The following is a 16,996-nucleotide window of genomic DNA, read 5'->3' as shown; positions in this document are numbered from 1 at the left end:
CTTTATATGCTAAATAGGTATTTTATCTCGTCTTCACTAAGCTTTGATACTAAAGTTTCTCCTTCTGTAATCACTTTATCTATCATTTCTTTTTTTCTTTCTTGTAACTCAAATATTTTTTCTTCAATAGTACCCTTAGTTATAAGTTTCATAACTTGAACAGTATTTTTTTGCCCTATTCTATAAGCCCTGTCTGTAGCTTGTTCCTCAACTGCTGGATTCCACCAAGGATCAATATGGATAACCATATCAGCCCCTGTGAGATTCAATCCTGTTCCACCTGCTTTTAAAGATATTAAAAATACATTACCCTCTCCATTATTAAAAGCTTTAACCCTTCTTCCTCTATCTTCTATATTGGTAGAGCCATCTAAATACATATATTCTATATGGTTTTTTTCCAACATATCTTGAACAATATTTAACATGCTAGTAAATTGAGAAAATAGAAGTATTCTATGTCCTCCCTCTATAGCATCCTTTACTATTTCTTCAAGAGAATTTATCTTTCCACTTTTTCCTCTATAATTTTCAACAAACATTCCTGGATGACAACAGATTTGTCTAAGTCTTGTAAGCCCTGCTAAAATCTTTATTTGACTTTTTCCAAATCCCTTAGCTATTATTTCTTCTTCTATCTCTCCTTTTATAGCTTGTAAATAAGCGAGATATATCTTTTTTTGTTCATTTGTTAACTCTACTACTACTTTCTGCTCTATTTTATCTGGCAATTCTTTTAGCACATCTTTTTTAAGCCTTCTTAAAATAAAAGGTCTTATATGAAGATTTAAATCTTTCAGAGCATTTTCATCTTGTTCTTTAATAATTGGCTTTTCATATTTTTCTATAAACTTTCCATTAGATAATAAATATCCAGGCATTAAATAATCAAATATTGACCACAATTCTGTTAAAGAATTTTCCATAGGAGTTCCAGTTAGAGCAAAATAATTTTTAGCTTTTATCTTTTTAACAGACCTAGCACTTAAAGATTTTGGATTCTTTATATACTGAGCCTCATCTAATATACAATGTCTGAATGTAATTTCTTTGTATTCAGCTATATCATTCCTTATTAGAGGATATGAGGTAATAATTACATCATAATCTTCAATATCTTTCAAAAGATTTTTCCTCTCATCTTTGTCTCCTGACACTACAATTGCTTTAAGACTAGGAGCAAATCTTTTAATTTCTGCTTCCCAATTGTATAATACAGAAGTAGGAGCAATTACAAGGGATGGCCATCTGCCCTTTTCATTTTTTTCTGATAATAAAAAGGTAATTATTTGCAATGTTTTACCTAAACCCATATCATCAGCTAATATTCCACCTAAACCATATCTTGATAAAGTTTTTAACCACTTAAATCCAAACTTTTGATAATCTCTAAGAATATTATCTAGCTCTATAGGAATCTCATATTCAATATCTTCTGGTTTATTAATATCTTCAACTAAATTTTGAAAATCCATATTTTTTTCAATAAAATTTAGTTTCTTCTCCTTTAAATAATTATTTAAATATGCTGCTCTGTACTTAGGAATTGATAATGTTTCTCTATTTAAATCTTTTTCATCTATATCTAAATAATCTAAAATATTTTCCATATATCCTAGTTCATTATTATCTAATAATAAAAACGAACCATTTTTCAGCCTATAATATTTCTTTTTTTCCTTTAAAGCTTTAAATACCTTTTCTAATTCTTCAGAACTTATACCTGCTAATTCAAAATTAAACTCTAACATATCTGTATCACTATTTAAACCTATACTTCCAGAAAAATTAGCAGGGTTTTTGAATGCTATATTTCTAAAGCCTTCAGAGTAATATACACTACATAAGTTTTGAATCTTAGGAATAATATTGAATATAAAATTAAATATTTTTTCCTCTTCATCTATATATATCTCCCCATCTCTAACCTTAAATTCGCTTTTTTCTAAAAGTCTTAAAATATTTCTTTCTTTTTCTGCATCCCTCAATAAAATTTTTCCAGGTTTATTAATATTAGAATCTTGAGAACTAAAAGGGTTTATATTTATATCTCCGTATATAAAATTAACTTTTCCTATAATAATATCTGACTCTTTATCTAAATATATATTGGCTTTAAGATCAGGGTTGTATATAGAATTTTCTATTTTTTCATCTATATCAATATTGGCTACATCTTTAACACTTAGAATTATTTCTGATATAAAGTCCTCTTTGTATTTATTAGGTATTTTTAAAGTTTCATTTCTACTTGAAATTATCTCATCATATAAAGGTACTATTTTCTTTCTCCACTCTTTTGAAATTTTATAGATATGCTCATTATTAAAAATATACTCACCATTTGAAGTAAGAGGAATAATATTTTCATAAGAATCCATTTTCATAGTTAAATAATTGCCTTCTTCATCTAGTTTCATATTTAAATAAAAATCTTTCTCTATTATCTTTATATTCTTGTACTCAGATCCCATTATAGAAGCATTAAAACTTCTACCTCCCATAAGCTTAAAAAAACTTTTCAATGCCTCTGGTTTAAGTAATATGTGCTTTCCTTTAAATATATTCTGGTCTCCACTTCCATAATATCTTGTACTATTTATTGTATGATTTTCATATAAAAGTTTCAGAAAGCTAATTACTTTTTCATCTTCAGGTCTAAATACATGATAATTAGGATTGAAAGTAAATTCTTTTCCAAAATATATTTCTTCTCCATTTTCTAAACTCTCAAAGAACTTTTTAACATTTCTTACTACATATAGCTTGTTTTCTCCCATTCTTAGACTTAAAAAAGAACTTTCATCAATGTCTCTGAAATCATTAAAATCAAATTCATAATTAAGTTCTAATTTTACAGGTATATTTTGATTTTCACTATTAAATTTATAATAATCAATTATGTTTTTTATATTTTCTTCATCTTTTTTTTGAAATGTATTAGATATATTTAAGTTTTTTATATATAAAAGAAGAGCAATGATATGTTTACAATCACCTGAATATTTTTCATAAGCTGGACATGTGCAATGAGAGGATACTAAATCATTATCTTTATCAAAAAAAAGCTCCACTATATATTCTTTACTTCCTTTAACTATTCCTTGAAAATATTTTAAGTCTTTATCGTACCTTAAATTCGTGACTCTACCATTATAATAACATTCTTTTCCTTTAATGTAAGATTGATAGTTTCCCGATCTTTCTAATAATAGCTTATCATCTATATTTAACATATTTCACCTCTATCAAAATCATGGGATTTATTATTCAATATCCTATTATATCATAGCCCATATTATATTTAAAATATACTCACAAGAAAAAGGGCTTAGATAATTCTAAACCCCTAACAAAACTTAATTAATTTCTCAATTTTATTCTATTATATCTTCTAAATGTGACACAAATAACTTTCTTATACTGTCCTCTTCTCCAAGGCCTTTTACATAGGTTTCTACCTTAAAACCTTCTTTTAAAAGTTTATTTTTCCAAGAATCTTCTTCATCTCCTGCCATATCATTTTTTGCATGATCTCCTGCAACTAACATGAAAGGTTTTAGTATTACCTTTCTTATTTTATTTTCTTTTAGTAAAGGTATTATATCTTCTATAGTTTCATTGCCCTCCACTGTACCTATATATACATTTTTAAATCCTTGTTTCTTAAATTCATCTTCTAATCTACTGTAACAATTGTCAGAAATATGATCTGTCCCATGTCCCATAAATACAATAGCTTCATCTTCTTTTAATCCCTTAGTATCTAGTGCTTCAACCACTTTTTTATAATCTTCTTCATCATATAGTAAGGGCTTTCCTACACTTATACTATTAAAATTGTATTTGTCCTTAAAACTATCTATGTGCCTATGCATTTTTTCATATTCATGACCTGGTATGATATGTAAGGATTGAATATATATATCTTTAGTCTCACCCTTACATATTTTCTCTAATGCTTCTTCTACATTATCTATTATTATGCCATCTCTCTTTTTTAATCTTTCTATTACCATTTGAGAAGTAAAAGCCCTTCTAATTTCAAAATCTTTAAATCTATCTTTAATTTCATTTTCTGTGCTTTCTATACATAACTTTCTTGTTTTCTCATAAGTTGTTCCAAAACTAACTACAAGGATAGCTTCTTTCATTTTATACCTCTTTTCTTTGAGTTATTTGTAAAAAATCCCATAGCCTCAAACAGCTATGGGATGGATATTCATATATATTTTAATACAAAAGCAATTCCTTCCCACCGAAGGCATACTTAAAAGTTATAGGCAGGTCTCCTGACTTGTGGTTTATCCTACTCTCAACACCTTCCCAAGAGGTGGTATATCGTTGATTTCGTACCACTTACAGTAGCGGGGGCTGTATTGGCTTTTACCAATTTCCCTTTTAATCATAATAAACCTATATCTCCTCTTATTAAGTTGTATAAAACATATGCTAACATAAGACTATAATTTTTGCAATTTTTTTAACTCTACTTAATAGCCTTCAATGCTTCGTAATTAGCCTTAATAGTATATTCTATATCTTCTTTAGTATGAGCTATAGATAAAAACATACCTTCAAATTGGGCTGGTGGAAGCATTATTCCACGATTTAACATTTCATTGAAATATTTAGCATACATTTCTGTATCACAAGACTGAACATCATCAAAGTTTTCAAAAGGTCCTTTTCCAAAGAAAAGAGTTAACATACTTTTAAATCTTACTATTTTTGCATTTATATTTAATTCTTCTATATTTTTTCTAATTCCTTCTTCTATCATAATAGCTTTTTCTTCTAGTTCCTTATATATATTTTTATTTTCTTTTAGTATTTTTAAATTTCTATATCCTACATGCATGGCTAATGGGTTTCCTGAAAGAGTACCTGCTTGATAAACTGGCCCTGTTGGAGATACCATTTCCATTATTTCTTTTTTTCCGCCATAAGCACCAACTGGAAATCCTCCTCCGATTATTTTACCAAAACAAGCCATATCTGGTTCAATTCCATATACTTCGCTAGCCCCTCCATAGCTTATCCTAAAACCTGTTATTACTTCATCAAATATAAGTACTGAACCATTCTCTTTAGTTATCTTCCTAAGGCCTTCTAAAAATTCTCTCTTTGCAGGAACTACTCCCATATTTCCTGCTACAGGTTCTAGGATTATAGCTGCTATATCTTCTCCAAAATCTTCAAAAGTCTTTTTTACATCTTCTAAATTATTATATCTGCAAACTATAGTATTTTTTACTATATCTGCTGGAACTCCACTGCTAGTGGGTACTCCATAAGTTATAGCTCCTGACCCAGATTTCACAAGTAAACAATCATTATGTCCATGATAGCAACCTTCAAATTTTATTATTTTATCCCTACCAGTATATCCTCTAGCTACTCTTATGGCACTCATAGTAGCTTCCGTACCTGAGTTCACCATTCTTACCATTTCCACACCATTATAAGATTCTACAATATGCTTTGCCATATCTACTTCTATCTTAGTAGGTAGTCCAAAACTTATTCCATTTCTTAAAATATCTTCTATACCTTCTATTAATCTTTCATCAGAGTGTCCAAGTATTAAAGGACCCCATGAACAGATATAATCAATATAAGTATTTCCGTCCTCATCTTCTATTTTATTTCCATGTCCAGATTTAATGAATGCTGGATCTGCTCCAACAGACTTAAAGGCTCTAACAGGGCTATTTACTCCTCCTGGAATGTATTTTATAGCTTCATCATATATATTTTTTGACTTTTTTAGGTTCATATTATCACTTCCTTTTAATTATTTTAGTATTTTAGCTACATCTTTAGCAAAATATGAAATAATTATATCTGCACCAGCCCTTTTAATTGAGAGTAAAGATTCTAATATAGCTGTTTCGTCTAAAAGTCCTTCCTTTACAGCCATCTTAAGCATTGAATACTCTCCACTTACATTATAAGCTGCTAAAGGCATATTGAAATTATCTTTTGCTCTTCTTATTATATCAAGATAGGAAAGAGCTGGTTTTACCATTATTATATCTGCCCCTTCCATTATATCTAATTCAATTTCTCTCATAGCTTCATCTGTATTAGCTGGATCCATTTGATAAGACTTCCTATCTCCAAAAGCTGGAGATGAATCTGCAGCATCTCTAAATGGTCCATAAAATGAAGATGCATATTTCGCACTATAGGCCATAATAGGTACAGTTTTAAATCCATTGTCATCTAAACAATTTCTAATATACTCTATTCTGCCATCCATCATATCAGAAGGTGCTATCATATCTGCTCCTGCTCTAGCATGACTTAAAGCAATTTTTCCTAAATACTCTAATGTTTTATCATTATCTACATAACCATTTTCTAAAAGTATTCCACAATGACCATGAGATGTATATTCACACATACATACATCGGTTATAACATACATTTGGGGAAATACTTTTTTTATTTCTCTTGTAGCCTTTTGTACAATACCATCTTCTGCATATCCTTCAGTCCCTAACTCATCTTTATTTGCTGGAATTCCAAACAATAGTATAGCTTTTATTCCTAAACTTTCTACTTCTTCTACTTCTTTCAGTACTCTATCTACTGAATAACGATAGACTCCTTCCATAGATGGTATTTCTTCTTTTATATTTGTTCCTTCTTCCACAAATATTGGATAGATAAAATCTTCAACAGAAAGTTTAGTCTCTCTTATTAAATTTCTTATAGTTTCATTCTTTCTAAGTCTTCTAGGTCTATTTAATATATTCATTGTTTTTCTCCTTCCTTTACGAGTAGTTCTATTAAGCCGTCTACTGTATATTCTTCTGCTTCACCATAGACTTCATATCCTTTTTCTCTTATAGTGTTTGAAGTTATTGGTCCAATAGATAGTATCTTACCTCTATTTAAAATATCTGAAGAATCATCACCTAATATCTCTACAAAATTATTAAAAGTTGAAGGACTAGTAAAGGTTAGGTAAAAATCCTTCTTATCTTTTAAAAACTTTATTAATTTCTCCGCTTTGTTTATCCCTTTAATTGTATTATAAGTTTTAACTTCGTCTACATCACATATTTTAGAAATCTCTCTTACTAAATAGGGTCTTGCATTTTTAGCCCTTGGAACCAATACTTTATCTTTTTCTGTTAAAACTTTCTTTAAATCTTTTATTAAAGCTTCAGATACATGTTCCTCTGGAATAAAATCTGGTCTTACACCATATTTTTCTATAGTCTTTCCTGTCTTAGGTCCTATAGCTCCAATTTTTACCTCACCTAATTTTCTAGCATCATATCCTAGAGAGAATAGTTTTTTAAAAAATATATTTGCTCCATTTACACTAGTTAGTAAAATATGAGTGTATTTATCTATGTTTTCAATGGCACTATCTAATTCTAGATTAGGAGATATTTCATCTATTTCAATAGTAGGAAATTCATAAGCTGTAGCCCCTAGTTTTTTTAATTCATTAACAAATTCTTTTTTCTGAGCTTTAGTCCTAGTTACAACTATAGCTTTACCAAATAATAATTTTTCTTCAAAAAAATTAAGCTTTTTTCGTAACTTAACTACCTGTCCTACTACTATAAGACTTGGAGGAGTTATTTTTTCTTTTATTGCTTTTTCATATATATTTGAAAGATTTCCTTCAACTACTTTCTGGTAAGATGTAGTAGCCCAGTTTACTATAGCTACAGGAGTATCTTCATCTTTCCCATTTTCCATAAGTCTATCACATATTCTCTTTAGGTTTGAAACTCCCATTAAAAATACAAGAGTTCCCCTTAAGGATGCTAATGCCTCCCAGTTTAACTCTTCACTTTCATCCTTTAAATGTCCTGTTATAACATGGAAAGAAGATGCATAATCTCTATGAGTTATAGGTATACCTGCATAGGCTAGCCCTCCAATAGAAGAAGTCACTCCTGGTACAGTCTCAAAGGGAATATTTCTTTCCACTAAGTATTCTCCCTCTTCTCCACCTCTTCCAAAAACATAAGGATCTCCACCTTTAAGTCTTGCAACAATTTTTCCACTTAAAGCTTCCTTATATATTATCTCATTTATTTCATCTTGAGTTTTAGTATGATCTTTTGATTTTTTTCCCACATATATAAATTCACAATTTTCTTTTGCTTCTTCTAAAAGGCTATCACTTGCCAATCTATCATATACTATTACATCTGCTTCTTTTATACATTGAAGACCTTTTAAAGTTATTAAACTAGCATCTCCTGGGCCTGCTCCTATCAAATATACTTTTCCTTTCATTTGGCATCCCTCTCTTTGATCATCATATTTGCAAGATTATAACCTAATTCCTCCAAAGAATCTTTTTTTCCCTCTAACTTTTTATCAATTAATATTTCACCATCTTCTGTACCTAAAAAGCCTTCTAAAATCAACTTTTCACTATGTATTTCACAATATGCTCCCACAGGAACTTTACAACTTCCTCCTGCTCCTTTTAAAAATGCTCTTTCTACCTTTGCTTGTATCTCTGTTTTTTCATGAGATATACTTTTTAATAATTCCTCTATTTTTACATCGTTTTCCCTTATCTCAATAGCAAGGATTCCTTGGCAAGGGGAAGGCAATAATATTTCTTTGTCTAAATACACAATCCTATGAGCTAAATCTTTATGAAGCCCTAACCTTTTAATCCCTGCAGCTGCTAATACTACTCCATCTAAATTTTCCAACTCTATTTTTTTAATTCTAGTTTCAATATTTCCCCTTATGTCAGATATATTTAAATCTTCTCTATACCTAAGTAATTGATATTTTCTTCTTTTACTTCCTGTGCCAATCTTTGCTCCAATAGGTAGTTTATCTAAACTACTTAAACCTTCTCTAAGGACCAATACATCTCTATAATCCTCTCTTTTTGGTACATAGGACAACTTTAGTCCCTTTGGAAGCACTCCAGGCATATCTTTCATACTATGTACAGCCATATCAATTTGACCATTTAAAAGTTCTTTTTCAATTTCCTTTACAAATACTCCCTTACCACCAATTTTATCTAATGAAGCCTCCCTTAGAACATCCCCCTTAGTTTTTATTGTTTTTAATTCTATATCTAAATGAGGATGGGCATTCTTCATCATGTTTATAACTGAATTAGTTTGAGTAACTGATAATGTACTTCCTCTAGCTCCAACTACAATCTTCATATATTCTTATCCCCCTTAAGTTCTTGATAAAAAGTTTTCAATTCTTCTTTACTTAACTTTAAACAATAATCTAAAAGCTCTTTTTTTCTATGACTATATTTTGAGATAATAATATTTCTTATTTCTCCTAATAGTATAATATATTCCTCATCTATTTTCGAATACTGTTTTTCTAAATCTAATCTTATCTTTTTACTTAAAAAGGGACATTTTCCCATAGTAGAAATTGATAATACAAGATCACCTCTATTTACAATAGAGGTACAAATAAACTCTGAATCCTCTAAACTATCTACCACATTGCATAAAATACCTTCATCATTACAATCTTTAGAAATTTGTTTATTTATACTTTCTACAGAAGTAGCTGCTACCACTAAGAAAGAATTATATATATATTCTTTCTTATACGTATCTTTAACTAGAGTAAGACTTTCCTTATTCTTGTTTTTTAATTCACAAAATTTCTCAAGAAAATTTTCACTTATTACTGTTACCTTTCCTTTAAACTCTAAAAAATTTCTAGCTTTCCTATATCCAACTTTTCCGCCGCCTATAATAACAATTTCTTTATCTACAATATCTAACATTATGGGATAAAACATGTCTACACTCCTAAAATTCAAATAAATTGTTTAACATTTCAATATAGCTATTTATATCTTCTTTTTCTATACTCTTTAAATTTTTTATTGGTTCTCTTATAACTCTCTTCAAAGCTGAATTAAGCATTTTGTCTACTATTTTCTTCTCTCTCTGATCTAAATCTAATTTCCTATTTATATAATCCATTGTATCTTCTTTTATATCTAAGCATCTTTCATTTAAAGATTTTAAAACTGGATCTACTCTTGTACTTCCCATCCATTCTACAAATTCCTCTACATCCTTATCTATCATTTCCATGGCTTCTTTAGAAAGCTTTTCTCTTCTCTTGTGATTGTCCTCAGATACTTTTCTAAGATCATCAATATGGTATAGAACTACATTTTCCATATTTTGAACTTTAGAATCTACATCTCTAGGCAAAGCTAAATCCAATATATATAGTTTATTTTCAATCTTAGGCATGTCCTCATAAGATATTATTGTATGGGGAGCTGATGTAGCAGTTATAATTATATCTATATCTTTTAACAAACTATATCTTTCTCCATATTCTATTGGTATCAAACAAGAAAACTCTCTAAATATATCCTTTAATCTTCTATGAGTCCTATTTGTCACATATATTTTATCTAATCCTTCTTCATGTAAATACTTCAACGAAAGTCTACTTATCTTTCCAGCACCAATTACAAGAGCCTTCTTCCCTTCAAGACATCCTATTTCACTTCTTAAAAGCTTAATTCCAATATAACTAGTAGATAAAGGAATCTCAGATATCTTTAAATTTGTTTTTACTTTTTTTCCCTCTCCTATAGCTTCCATAAATAATTTATTTAAAACCTTTCCGCTAAATCCTAGCTCCATAGAAAAAATCATAGATTCTTTTACTTGGCCTAATATTTGATCCTCTCCTAACACTAAAGAATCTAGTCCAGATGTAACCATATATAGATGAGTTACTGCTTCTTTGCCTTTTTTAGTAAATAAATATTTTTCTATCTGAGGAAAATTAAAAAAATCACTATAAAAAAACTTTACTTCTTCAATAGAATCTTCTATATTTTCGCTAGCTATATATATTTCACTTCTATTGCAAGTAGAAAGAATGACTACTTCATCAATAGATTTATCTAAAAGCATATTAGAACCATCTATCCTCATAGATTCAGTAAAAGAAACTTTTTCTCTCACTTCAATAGGAGATATATTATGATTAACTCCAATCAATGCCAGATCCAAATCTATCCCTCCAATAGTTAAAAAAGTCTTCTTCATACTTAAAAAGTGGTATGCCCAATCTTTTATGAATTTTCACAAGCCAAGGTTCTTCAAGGCCTGCTTTTTTCAATACTTTTTCTTTTGTAAATACTTCTGTTACTAGGCCTTCATCTATTACATTTCCATTTTCAAGAACATATACATAATCACATATTTCATATATTAGATTCATGTCATGGCTAGATATTACTATAGTTTTATTTTTACTAATATCATCTATTATACTAACAATTTCTCTTGTCATTAAAGGATCTAATCCACTTGTTGGCTCGTCAAATAGTATTATATCGCCATCCATAACTAGTATTCCTGCTATTGCCACTCTCTTTTTCTGGCCATAGCTTAAAAAATGGACTGGTTTATCCTTAAAATCATAAGCCCCTACCCTCTTTAGAACCTTATCTACTCTATTTTTTATTTCTTCTTCACTATACCCTATATTTCTTAATGCAAAAGCTATATCATCATATACATTTGAATAGAATATTTGTTTATCTGGATCTTGAAAAACTATATTAACCTTTTTTCTATATTCTCTTAAATACTTCTTGCTGTATTTTATATCTTCTCCATTATAGACAATTTTCCCTCTTTTAGGCTTCAAAACTCCTACCATATTGAGAAATAGTGTAGATTTTCCAGATCCATTAGCTCCTATTATGCCTATTTTTTTGCCTTTTCCTAATTCTATATTTATATTCTCTAATGCTTTTGTTCCATCTTCATATAGATAAGTTAAATCTTTTACTTCTAACATTTAATCACCCTATTTTAAAGTCTCCATTATATAATTTAGTATCTAAAGAATCTATCATATCTTCATACTTTAATAAAACTCTTATAAATAATGATTTCATTAAAAGTCCAATGGATCTATAAGTGTTTTTAATGCCCATGTATCCAAATCTCATTTCTTGGGCAAAAATTATCTCCTTACTTTCTTCTAAAAATACAAATATAAAACGATATATTAAAATTATAAGTTCAATAATTACAGATGGGAGTTTTAACTTCTTAAACACCTTGATAAGATAATTTATAGGAGTAGTTAGGGCTATAAAGAATGTAGACGAAAGGCAAGCTAAAACTCTAAATATTAAAATAACTGCTTCAACTAAAGATTCTCCTTTTACTCCAAAGAAACTATTGCCAATTTTTAAGGAATATAAAAAAATATCATCATTGGATCTACTTATTATTATAGTTAAAATGCTTATAAAAAGAAAGAATAAAGGCAATAAATAAATTTCAAAATAATTTTTACTTGGTATTCTAGCTACTACTGTTGTTAATAGAACCATAATTATAAAAATTATAAAATTAATATATATATTATTAAATCCTATAGCTACAAAAAGAGCAGCTATGGCAAAAATAAATTTTGCCATAGGATTAAATTTTTTTAGTTTATTAATATATGCATATCTATCTATTAGAAGCAACGTCTTTTTTCCCCTTCATATTACCTAATATATATCCAATAGTTCCTGCTCCAATTGCTACTTGAACTGAAAACAACAAACTTTCAATTTCTCCACTTGGTGGTTCCCATAAACTATCAAACCATGGTTCATAGTCAGGATTTATTTCTTCTATAACACCTTCTGCTTGATCATCTGCCCCTTCAAACTCTGAACCACCCATAAATATTAAAGGAAGTATAACAATTACTATTGCTAATATAAGGAGTAGTATATTCTTTTTACTTAGTGATTTCACTGCCCAACACTCCTTCCTTATGATATTCAATTAATAAATTATATATAACACTTGTTAAAATACCTTCTACAATAGCAAGAGGTATCTGCGTAACTGCAAATACACTTAAGAACTTAGCCATAGAACCTGCAAAACCTGTTACTGGATCTGGAAAAGCTAAAGAAAGTTGGATAGATGTAATAACATATGTGGCTAAATCTCCTAAACATGCTGCAACAAATACAGATACAGATGTTTTAGCCCCTCTTTTTTTCATGAATTTAAATAAACCATAGGATACTAATGGTCCTATAACTGCCATAGAAAAAGTATTGGCTCCTAAAGTGGTTAAACCTCCATGAGCAAGTAATAATGCTTGGAATAATAAAACTATTATTCCAACTACTGTCATAGTAGTAGGTCCAAATATTATTGCACCTAAACCTACTCCTGTTGGGTGGGAACAGCTACCTGTTACAGAAGGTATCTTTAAAGCTGATAATACAAACACAAAACCTCCTGCCAAACCTAATAATACTTTTTTATTGCTCTCTTCTTTAAATATTTTATTAACTCTTTTAATTCCTATAACTAAGAACGGTAAAGTTATAATAGCCCAAAATATAGCCCATTTAACTGGTAAAAAACCCTCCATAATATGCATTGCATTAGAAACACTTGGAGTAAGACCTAATAGCAATAAAATAATAAAAAAATATTTTTTCTTTTCTTTCATTAAAAATCACCTCACCTTAATAAAATAAAACCCAACCTAAGGTTGGGTTTATTATTTAACAAATAAAATGCATACAAATAATAAGTAACCACTTCCCACCGAAGGTTTACTTTAAGAATAATAGGCAGGTCTCCTGGCTTGTGGATCATCCTACTCTCAACGCCTTCCCAAATATCAGTGGCATTTTGTTGATTTCGTACTCACTTACAGTAGCGGGGCTGCATTGGATTTTCACCAATTTCCCTTTCAATCTTATGAACCTAAAATTATCCTATGTAATTTTCAATTTAATAATATCATAGCTATGATTATATATCAATATAAATTATTCCTTGAAAAACTTTCTTTCAATAAAATCTACTAATTTTTCTGTCTCTTCAAAACTAAATTGTGGAATATCCTTATTAATAGGAGTATTTGTAACAATACCAAATAAATCTTCGTCTCTAGATATAATTTCCTTAGATAAGCCCTTTCTAAAAACCTCTAGCTTAGGTTTGTTTTCTTTTTTATATCCTTCAGTTATTATTATATCAACATTATTAATCTTTTTTACTATACTATCTAAATTGTACTCTTTTTCAACATTTTCAATCATAGCAAATTTTTGTGATGATGAAATAATTACAGTATCTGAGCCTGCTTGAGTATATTTCCATGTATCTTTACCTGGATGGTCAATATTAAAATCACAGGAGTTATGTTTTATGGTAGCTACCCTATATCCTCTATATTTAAGTTCTTTCACTATATTACATAAAACTGTAGTTTTCCCTACATTAGAGCAGGCTCCTACAATTGAAAAAATAGGTATCATATCTTAACCTCCATATAATCAAATAGTTCAATTAACTGTCATAGCAAAAACTATATACTTTACTTATTCTATACCTTTATAAACTCTTACCTTTTCTCTAGTCCCTAAAGCCATGATTAAAAATTTCAATAAGACATAAGCTATAATCCCCGTTGTAAGATATATTTGAAATCCAACTATTTGAGTAGTTATATAAGATAAAAATTCATATCCTAAACTATCTAGAAATTCAGAAATCTTATTAGATGCAACTATACCTATAGCCATGGGGAAAGTCATTCCAGCATAGCTCGGACTAAAATCTATTGAAAAAAATACTGGTAATTTATAAATTAGGAAGCCTAGAGAAATTAGAACAGCAATATAAAGAAATCCTATTAAATATATATTTGGATCTTCTACAGTATTCAAATAACTTACTAAACACAAACTACATGGAGCTAATAAAATTGCTTGAGTATGATAGACTTCCCTTTTTATTTCAAATTTTATTAAACGAGAAATCATAAATGGAAGAATTATTATATATGTAAAAATACCATAATAAGTGATAAACTTACAAATAAGTAGTTCATCCATTAAACCACCTACTACTGCTGAAACCATTATACCATTATAAGTTACAAACCAACTAGGTAAAAAAGTCTCTTTATTAAATTTTTTAATTATATTTCTATAAGTGAATACGAGTATGTGTATCATATGAATTATAATACCTGAGAACCAAAGTCCCTTTCCAATACCTTTATGAAATTGAATATAGTAGCTTCCTAATAACATCATAATCATTGTAAATCCTGCATATAAACTGCTCAGAACAGTATTTGAATATTCTTTTTTAAATGTATTGGGAAAATTTAAAATTTTTATGATATAACAAATCCAAATAATAGTAGCAATCCACATAGTAACATGTCTTATCCAAGAGAATCCTAATCCCTGATAAACATTAGATAAAGTCAATGCCCCAACAAAAGTAGGCAAAATGGGCACTGGCAAATTTTCTAATCTCTCTATAAAATGATTATTCATTGTGGCTCCCTCCTTAGTAAGTGTACTCTAGATTTTCTTTTATATTGAAAAAATCAGAATAATCTATATTAAAAATAGGTTTTTTAACTTTAGAAACATCTATCTTTGCTCTGATCAATTGGGTTAATATACCTCCATAAGATAAATCTCCTTGCATTATAGCTCCATAGATTTTTCCATCTTTATGTATTATTTTTTTATAATTATTTTCATCTTTTTCTATTTCTTCAATATAAGTTTCATCTGGTAATATTACTTTCCCTAAAGACATAGTTGCTAAACCTAAATAATTCATAGTATTTTTACTTCCAAAAAAATCTGTCATAATAAGTTCATTTCCTGCCATATTATTAGCTGCAATTATACCCTCCTTAACAGCTGTTGGCCATATTGGATTTTTCCCTGATACATCTCCAGCACCATAAATATTTTCAACATTTGTTTGACCTTTTGCATTAAATATAAGCCCGAATTTATTAGTTTCTACTTGGCTATCTTTTAAGAAATTTATGTTGGATCTTACCCCTGTAGCTACAATAATAAGATCACAAGGAATCCCCTCTCCTGTATTTATAATTAATTCTTTTGGATTGTTTCCATCATCTATTATAAGCTTTTCTGCTTTAACTCCAAGTTTAAAGTTCACACCTTTTTCATTGAATAGTTTTTCATATTTACTTGCTGCATAATGATCTAATTGCATAGCCAAAATCCTATCTGCCATTTCAACTACTGTTATATTTAAACCATAATCTACAAGTCCTGCAACTGCATCTATTCCTACAAGACCTGCTCCTAAGACTACTACATTTTTAATATGGTCTATAGCTTTCTTTATTTCTTGTGCATCATCTAAGTTCCTAAGTCCAATTATATTGTTAGCTTTCCTTAAATTTTCAATTGGTGGTATAAAAGGTGATGCACCACTTGCAATAAGAACTTTATCATATTTTATACTTTGTTTATTTGAAAGTTCTATTATTTGTTCTTCATCATCTAATTTAATTACTTCTACACCATTAATCCATCTTATATTATATTTTTCAAAATAATCTTCTCCACTAAAATTAAGGGCTTTTATATCTCTTATTCCACTAATATAATGATGTAATATACATCTTGAATAAACTTGTTCATCTTTTGAAATTAATATTATTTCTGCATCTTTGTCAAGTTCTCTAAGGGTCTTTGCTCCATTTATTCCTGAAGCAGACGACCCTATTACAACATATCTCATGAAATTTACACCTCCTCTAAAGTAATTGCATTCATAGGACATTTTTTTACACAACTGGGACTACCGCTTTCTGTACCTTGACACATATCACATTTCATAATCACCTTATGTTCTACACTATCTGGTTTTAGTACTCCATAAGGACATGCCATTATACACATGAAACAATTTGCACAATGATCCTTATCATATTCTACAATACCTGTGTCTTGATTCTTTTTCATAGCGCCAGTCATACAAGTATATACACATTCTGGTTTTTCACAATGCCTGCAAAATATAGGAGCATATTTTCCATAACTATCTATAACAACCCTACTTCTGTTATCTGCAGATCCATGTGAGATAATACAGGCAGTAGTACATGTAAGGCATCCTATACATTTATCTCTATCTATCTTTATTCTTTTCAC

Annotated in this window: 16 protein-coding genes and 2 riboswitches; all 16 genes read right to left on the bottom strand. The window is 29.1% G+C overall.

The window, feature by feature from the left end; all coding sequences use genetic code 11:
• Positions 1-2: 2 nt before the first annotated feature.
• The 16 genes from NSA23_RS06150 to NSA23_RS06075 all read right to left on the bottom strand — a co-directional run bounded on the left by NSA23_RS06150 (position 3) and on the right by NSA23_RS06075 (position 16,996).
• A complete protein-coding gene (locus NSA23_RS06150) occupies positions 3-3,236 on the bottom strand; it encodes a DEAD/DEAH box helicase (protein ID WP_042680323.1) in 3,234 nt (1,077 codons plus the stop codon).
• A gap of 141 nt (positions 3,237-3,377) precedes the next feature.
• Positions 3,378-4,154, bottom strand: coding sequence for a sirohydrochlorin cobaltochelatase (locus NSA23_RS06145; RefSeq protein ID WP_042680325.1), 777 nt, complete (start codon positions 4,152-4,154; stop codon positions 3,378-3,380).
• Positions 4,155-4,265: 111 nt separating this feature from the next.
• A riboswitch (cobalamin riboswitch) is annotated at positions 4,266-4,435 on the bottom strand.
• 54 nt (positions 4,436-4,489) lie between these two features.
• Positions 4,490-5,779, bottom strand: a complete 1,290-nt coding sequence (gene hemL, locus NSA23_RS06140; RefSeq protein ID WP_042680327.1) for a glutamate-1-semialdehyde 2,1-aminomutase — start codon at positions 5,777-5,779, stop codon at positions 4,490-4,492.
• Positions 5,780-5,797: 18 nt separating this feature from the next.
• The gene (gene hemB, locus NSA23_RS06135) at positions 5,798-6,766 is read right to left on the bottom strand and encodes a porphobilinogen synthase (protein ID WP_042680329.1); all 969 of its coding nucleotides are present in this window, start codon (positions 6,764-6,766) and stop codon (positions 5,798-5,800) included.
• Positions 6,763-8,271: a uroporphyrinogen-III C-methyltransferase gene (cobA, locus tag NSA23_RS06130; protein ID WP_042680331.1), complete on the bottom strand. Its 1,509-nt coding sequence runs from the start codon at positions 8,269-8,271 to the stop codon at positions 6,763-6,765. The genes hemB and cobA overlap by 4 nt, the downstream gene beginning before the upstream one ends.
• Positions 8,268-9,176 (bottom strand): hydroxymethylbilane synthase, encoded by a 909-nt coding sequence (gene hemC, locus NSA23_RS06125; RefSeq protein WP_042680333.1) that lies wholly within the window; start codon positions 9,174-9,176, stop codon positions 8,268-8,270. The genes cobA and hemC overlap by 4 nt, the downstream gene beginning before the upstream one ends.
• Entirely contained in the window at positions 9,173-9,781 is a 609-nt protein-coding gene (locus NSA23_RS06120; protein WP_042680335.1) for a precorrin-2 dehydrogenase/sirohydrochlorin ferrochelatase family protein, read from the bottom strand. Before NSA23_RS06120 ends, hemC begins: the two co-directional genes overlap by 4 nt.
• A 10-nt stretch (positions 9,782-9,791) precedes the next feature.
• Positions 9,792-11,024: a glutamyl-tRNA reductase gene (hemA, locus tag NSA23_RS06115; RefSeq protein WP_042680337.1), complete on the bottom strand. Its 1,233-nt coding sequence runs from the start codon at positions 11,022-11,024 to the stop codon at positions 9,792-9,794.
• Complete coding sequence (locus NSA23_RS06110) at positions 10,999-11,820, bottom strand: energy-coupling factor ABC transporter ATP-binding protein (protein WP_042680340.1); 822 nt, start codon at positions 11,818-11,820, stop codon at positions 10,999-11,001. Before NSA23_RS06110 ends, hemA begins: the two co-directional genes overlap by 26 nt.
• A 4-nt stretch (positions 11,821-11,824) precedes the next feature.
• Positions 11,825-12,505 (bottom strand): cobalt ECF transporter T component CbiQ, encoded by a 681-nt coding sequence (gene cbiQ, locus NSA23_RS06105; RefSeq protein ID WP_257490336.1) that lies wholly within the window; start codon positions 12,503-12,505, stop codon positions 11,825-11,827.
• The gene (locus NSA23_RS06100; protein ID WP_257490335.1) at positions 12,489-12,782 is read right to left on the bottom strand and encodes an energy-coupling factor ABC transporter substrate-binding protein; all 294 of its coding nucleotides are present in this window, start codon (positions 12,780-12,782) and stop codon (positions 12,489-12,491) included. The genes cbiQ and NSA23_RS06100 overlap by 17 nt, the downstream gene beginning before the upstream one ends.
• Complete coding sequence (locus tag NSA23_RS06095; protein WP_042680345.1) at positions 12,766-13,497, bottom strand: energy-coupling factor ABC transporter permease; 732 nt, start codon at positions 13,495-13,497, stop codon at positions 12,766-12,768. Before NSA23_RS06095 ends, NSA23_RS06100 begins: the two co-directional genes overlap by 17 nt.
• A gap of 106 nt (positions 13,498-13,603) precedes the next feature.
• A riboswitch (cobalamin riboswitch) is annotated at positions 13,604-13,776 on the bottom strand.
• 46 nt (positions 13,777-13,822) lie between these two features.
• On the bottom strand, positions 13,823-14,314 hold the full coding sequence (gene mobB, locus NSA23_RS06090; RefSeq protein ID WP_042680347.1) for a molybdopterin-guanine dinucleotide biosynthesis protein B: 492 nt from the start codon (positions 14,312-14,314) through the stop codon (positions 13,823-13,825).
• A gap of 63 nt (positions 14,315-14,377) precedes the next feature.
• Positions 14,378-15,346, bottom strand: coding sequence for a TDT family transporter (locus tag NSA23_RS06085; RefSeq protein ID WP_042680349.1), 969 nt, complete (start codon positions 15,344-15,346; stop codon positions 14,378-14,380).
• A gap of 13 nt (positions 15,347-15,359) precedes the next feature.
• Positions 15,360-16,583 (bottom strand): NAD(P)/FAD-dependent oxidoreductase, encoded by a 1,224-nt coding sequence (locus NSA23_RS06080; RefSeq protein ID WP_042680351.1) that lies wholly within the window; start codon positions 16,581-16,583, stop codon positions 15,360-15,362.
• A 5-nt stretch (positions 16,584-16,588) separates the two neighbouring features.
• On the bottom strand, positions 16,589-16,996 hold the full coding sequence (locus tag NSA23_RS06075) for a 4Fe-4S dicluster domain-containing protein (protein WP_042680353.1): 408 nt from the start codon (positions 16,994-16,996) through the stop codon (positions 16,589-16,591).

This window comes from Anaerosalibacter massiliensis (assembly GCF_024623155.1).
Lineage (GTDB): Bacteria > Bacillota > Clostridia > Tissierellales > Sporanaerobacteraceae > Anaerosalibacter > Anaerosalibacter massiliensis.
This window is presented reverse-complemented; position numbering and strand designations above follow the sequence as displayed.

What these genes read in the sequence shown, in the direction of transcription:
- NSA23_RS06150 (WP_042680323.1), bottom strand. Translation starts at nt 3,236, where the DNA reads ATGTTAAATATAGATGATAAGCTATTATTAGAAAGATCGGGAAACTAT.
- NSA23_RS06145 (WP_042680325.1), bottom strand. Translation starts at nt 4,154, where the DNA reads ATGAAAGAAGCTATCCTTGTAGTTAGTTTTGGAACAACTTATGAGAAA.
- hemL (WP_042680327.1), bottom strand. Translation starts at nt 5,779, where the DNA reads ATGAACCTAAAAAAGTCAAAAAATATATATGATGAAGCTATAAAATAC.
- hemB (WP_042680329.1), bottom strand. Translation starts at nt 6,766, where the DNA reads ATGAATATATTAAATAGACCTAGAAGACTTAGAAAGAATGAAACTATA.
- cobA (WP_042680331.1), bottom strand. Translation starts at nt 8,271, where the DNA reads ATGAAAGGAAAAGTATATTTGATAGGAGCAGGCCCAGGAGATGCTAGT.
- hemC (WP_042680333.1), bottom strand. Translation starts at nt 9,176, where the DNA reads ATGAAGATTGTAGTTGGAGCTAGAGGAAGTACATTATCAGTTACTCAA.
- NSA23_RS06120 (WP_042680335.1), bottom strand. Translation starts at nt 9,781, where the DNA reads ATGTTTTATCCCATAATGTTAGATATTGTAGATAAAGAAATTGTTATT.
- NSA23_RS06110 (WP_042680340.1), bottom strand. Translation starts at nt 11,820, where the DNA reads ATGTTAGAAGTAAAAGATTTAACTTATCTATATGAAGATGGAACAAAA.
- NSA23_RS06095 (WP_042680345.1), bottom strand. Translation starts at nt 13,497, where the DNA reads ATGAAAGAAAAGAAAAAATATTTTTTTATTATTTTATTGCTATTAGGT.
- mobB (WP_042680347.1), bottom strand. Translation starts at nt 14,314, where the DNA reads ATGATACCTATTTTTTCAATTGTAGGAGCCTGCTCTAATGTAGGGAAA.
- NSA23_RS06085 (WP_042680349.1), bottom strand. Translation starts at nt 15,346, where the DNA reads ATGAATAATCATTTTATAGAGAGATTAGAAAATTTGCCAGTGCCCATT.
- NSA23_RS06080 (WP_042680351.1), bottom strand. Translation starts at nt 16,583, where the DNA reads ATGAGATATGTTGTAATAGGGTCGTCTGCTTCAGGAATAAATGGAGCA.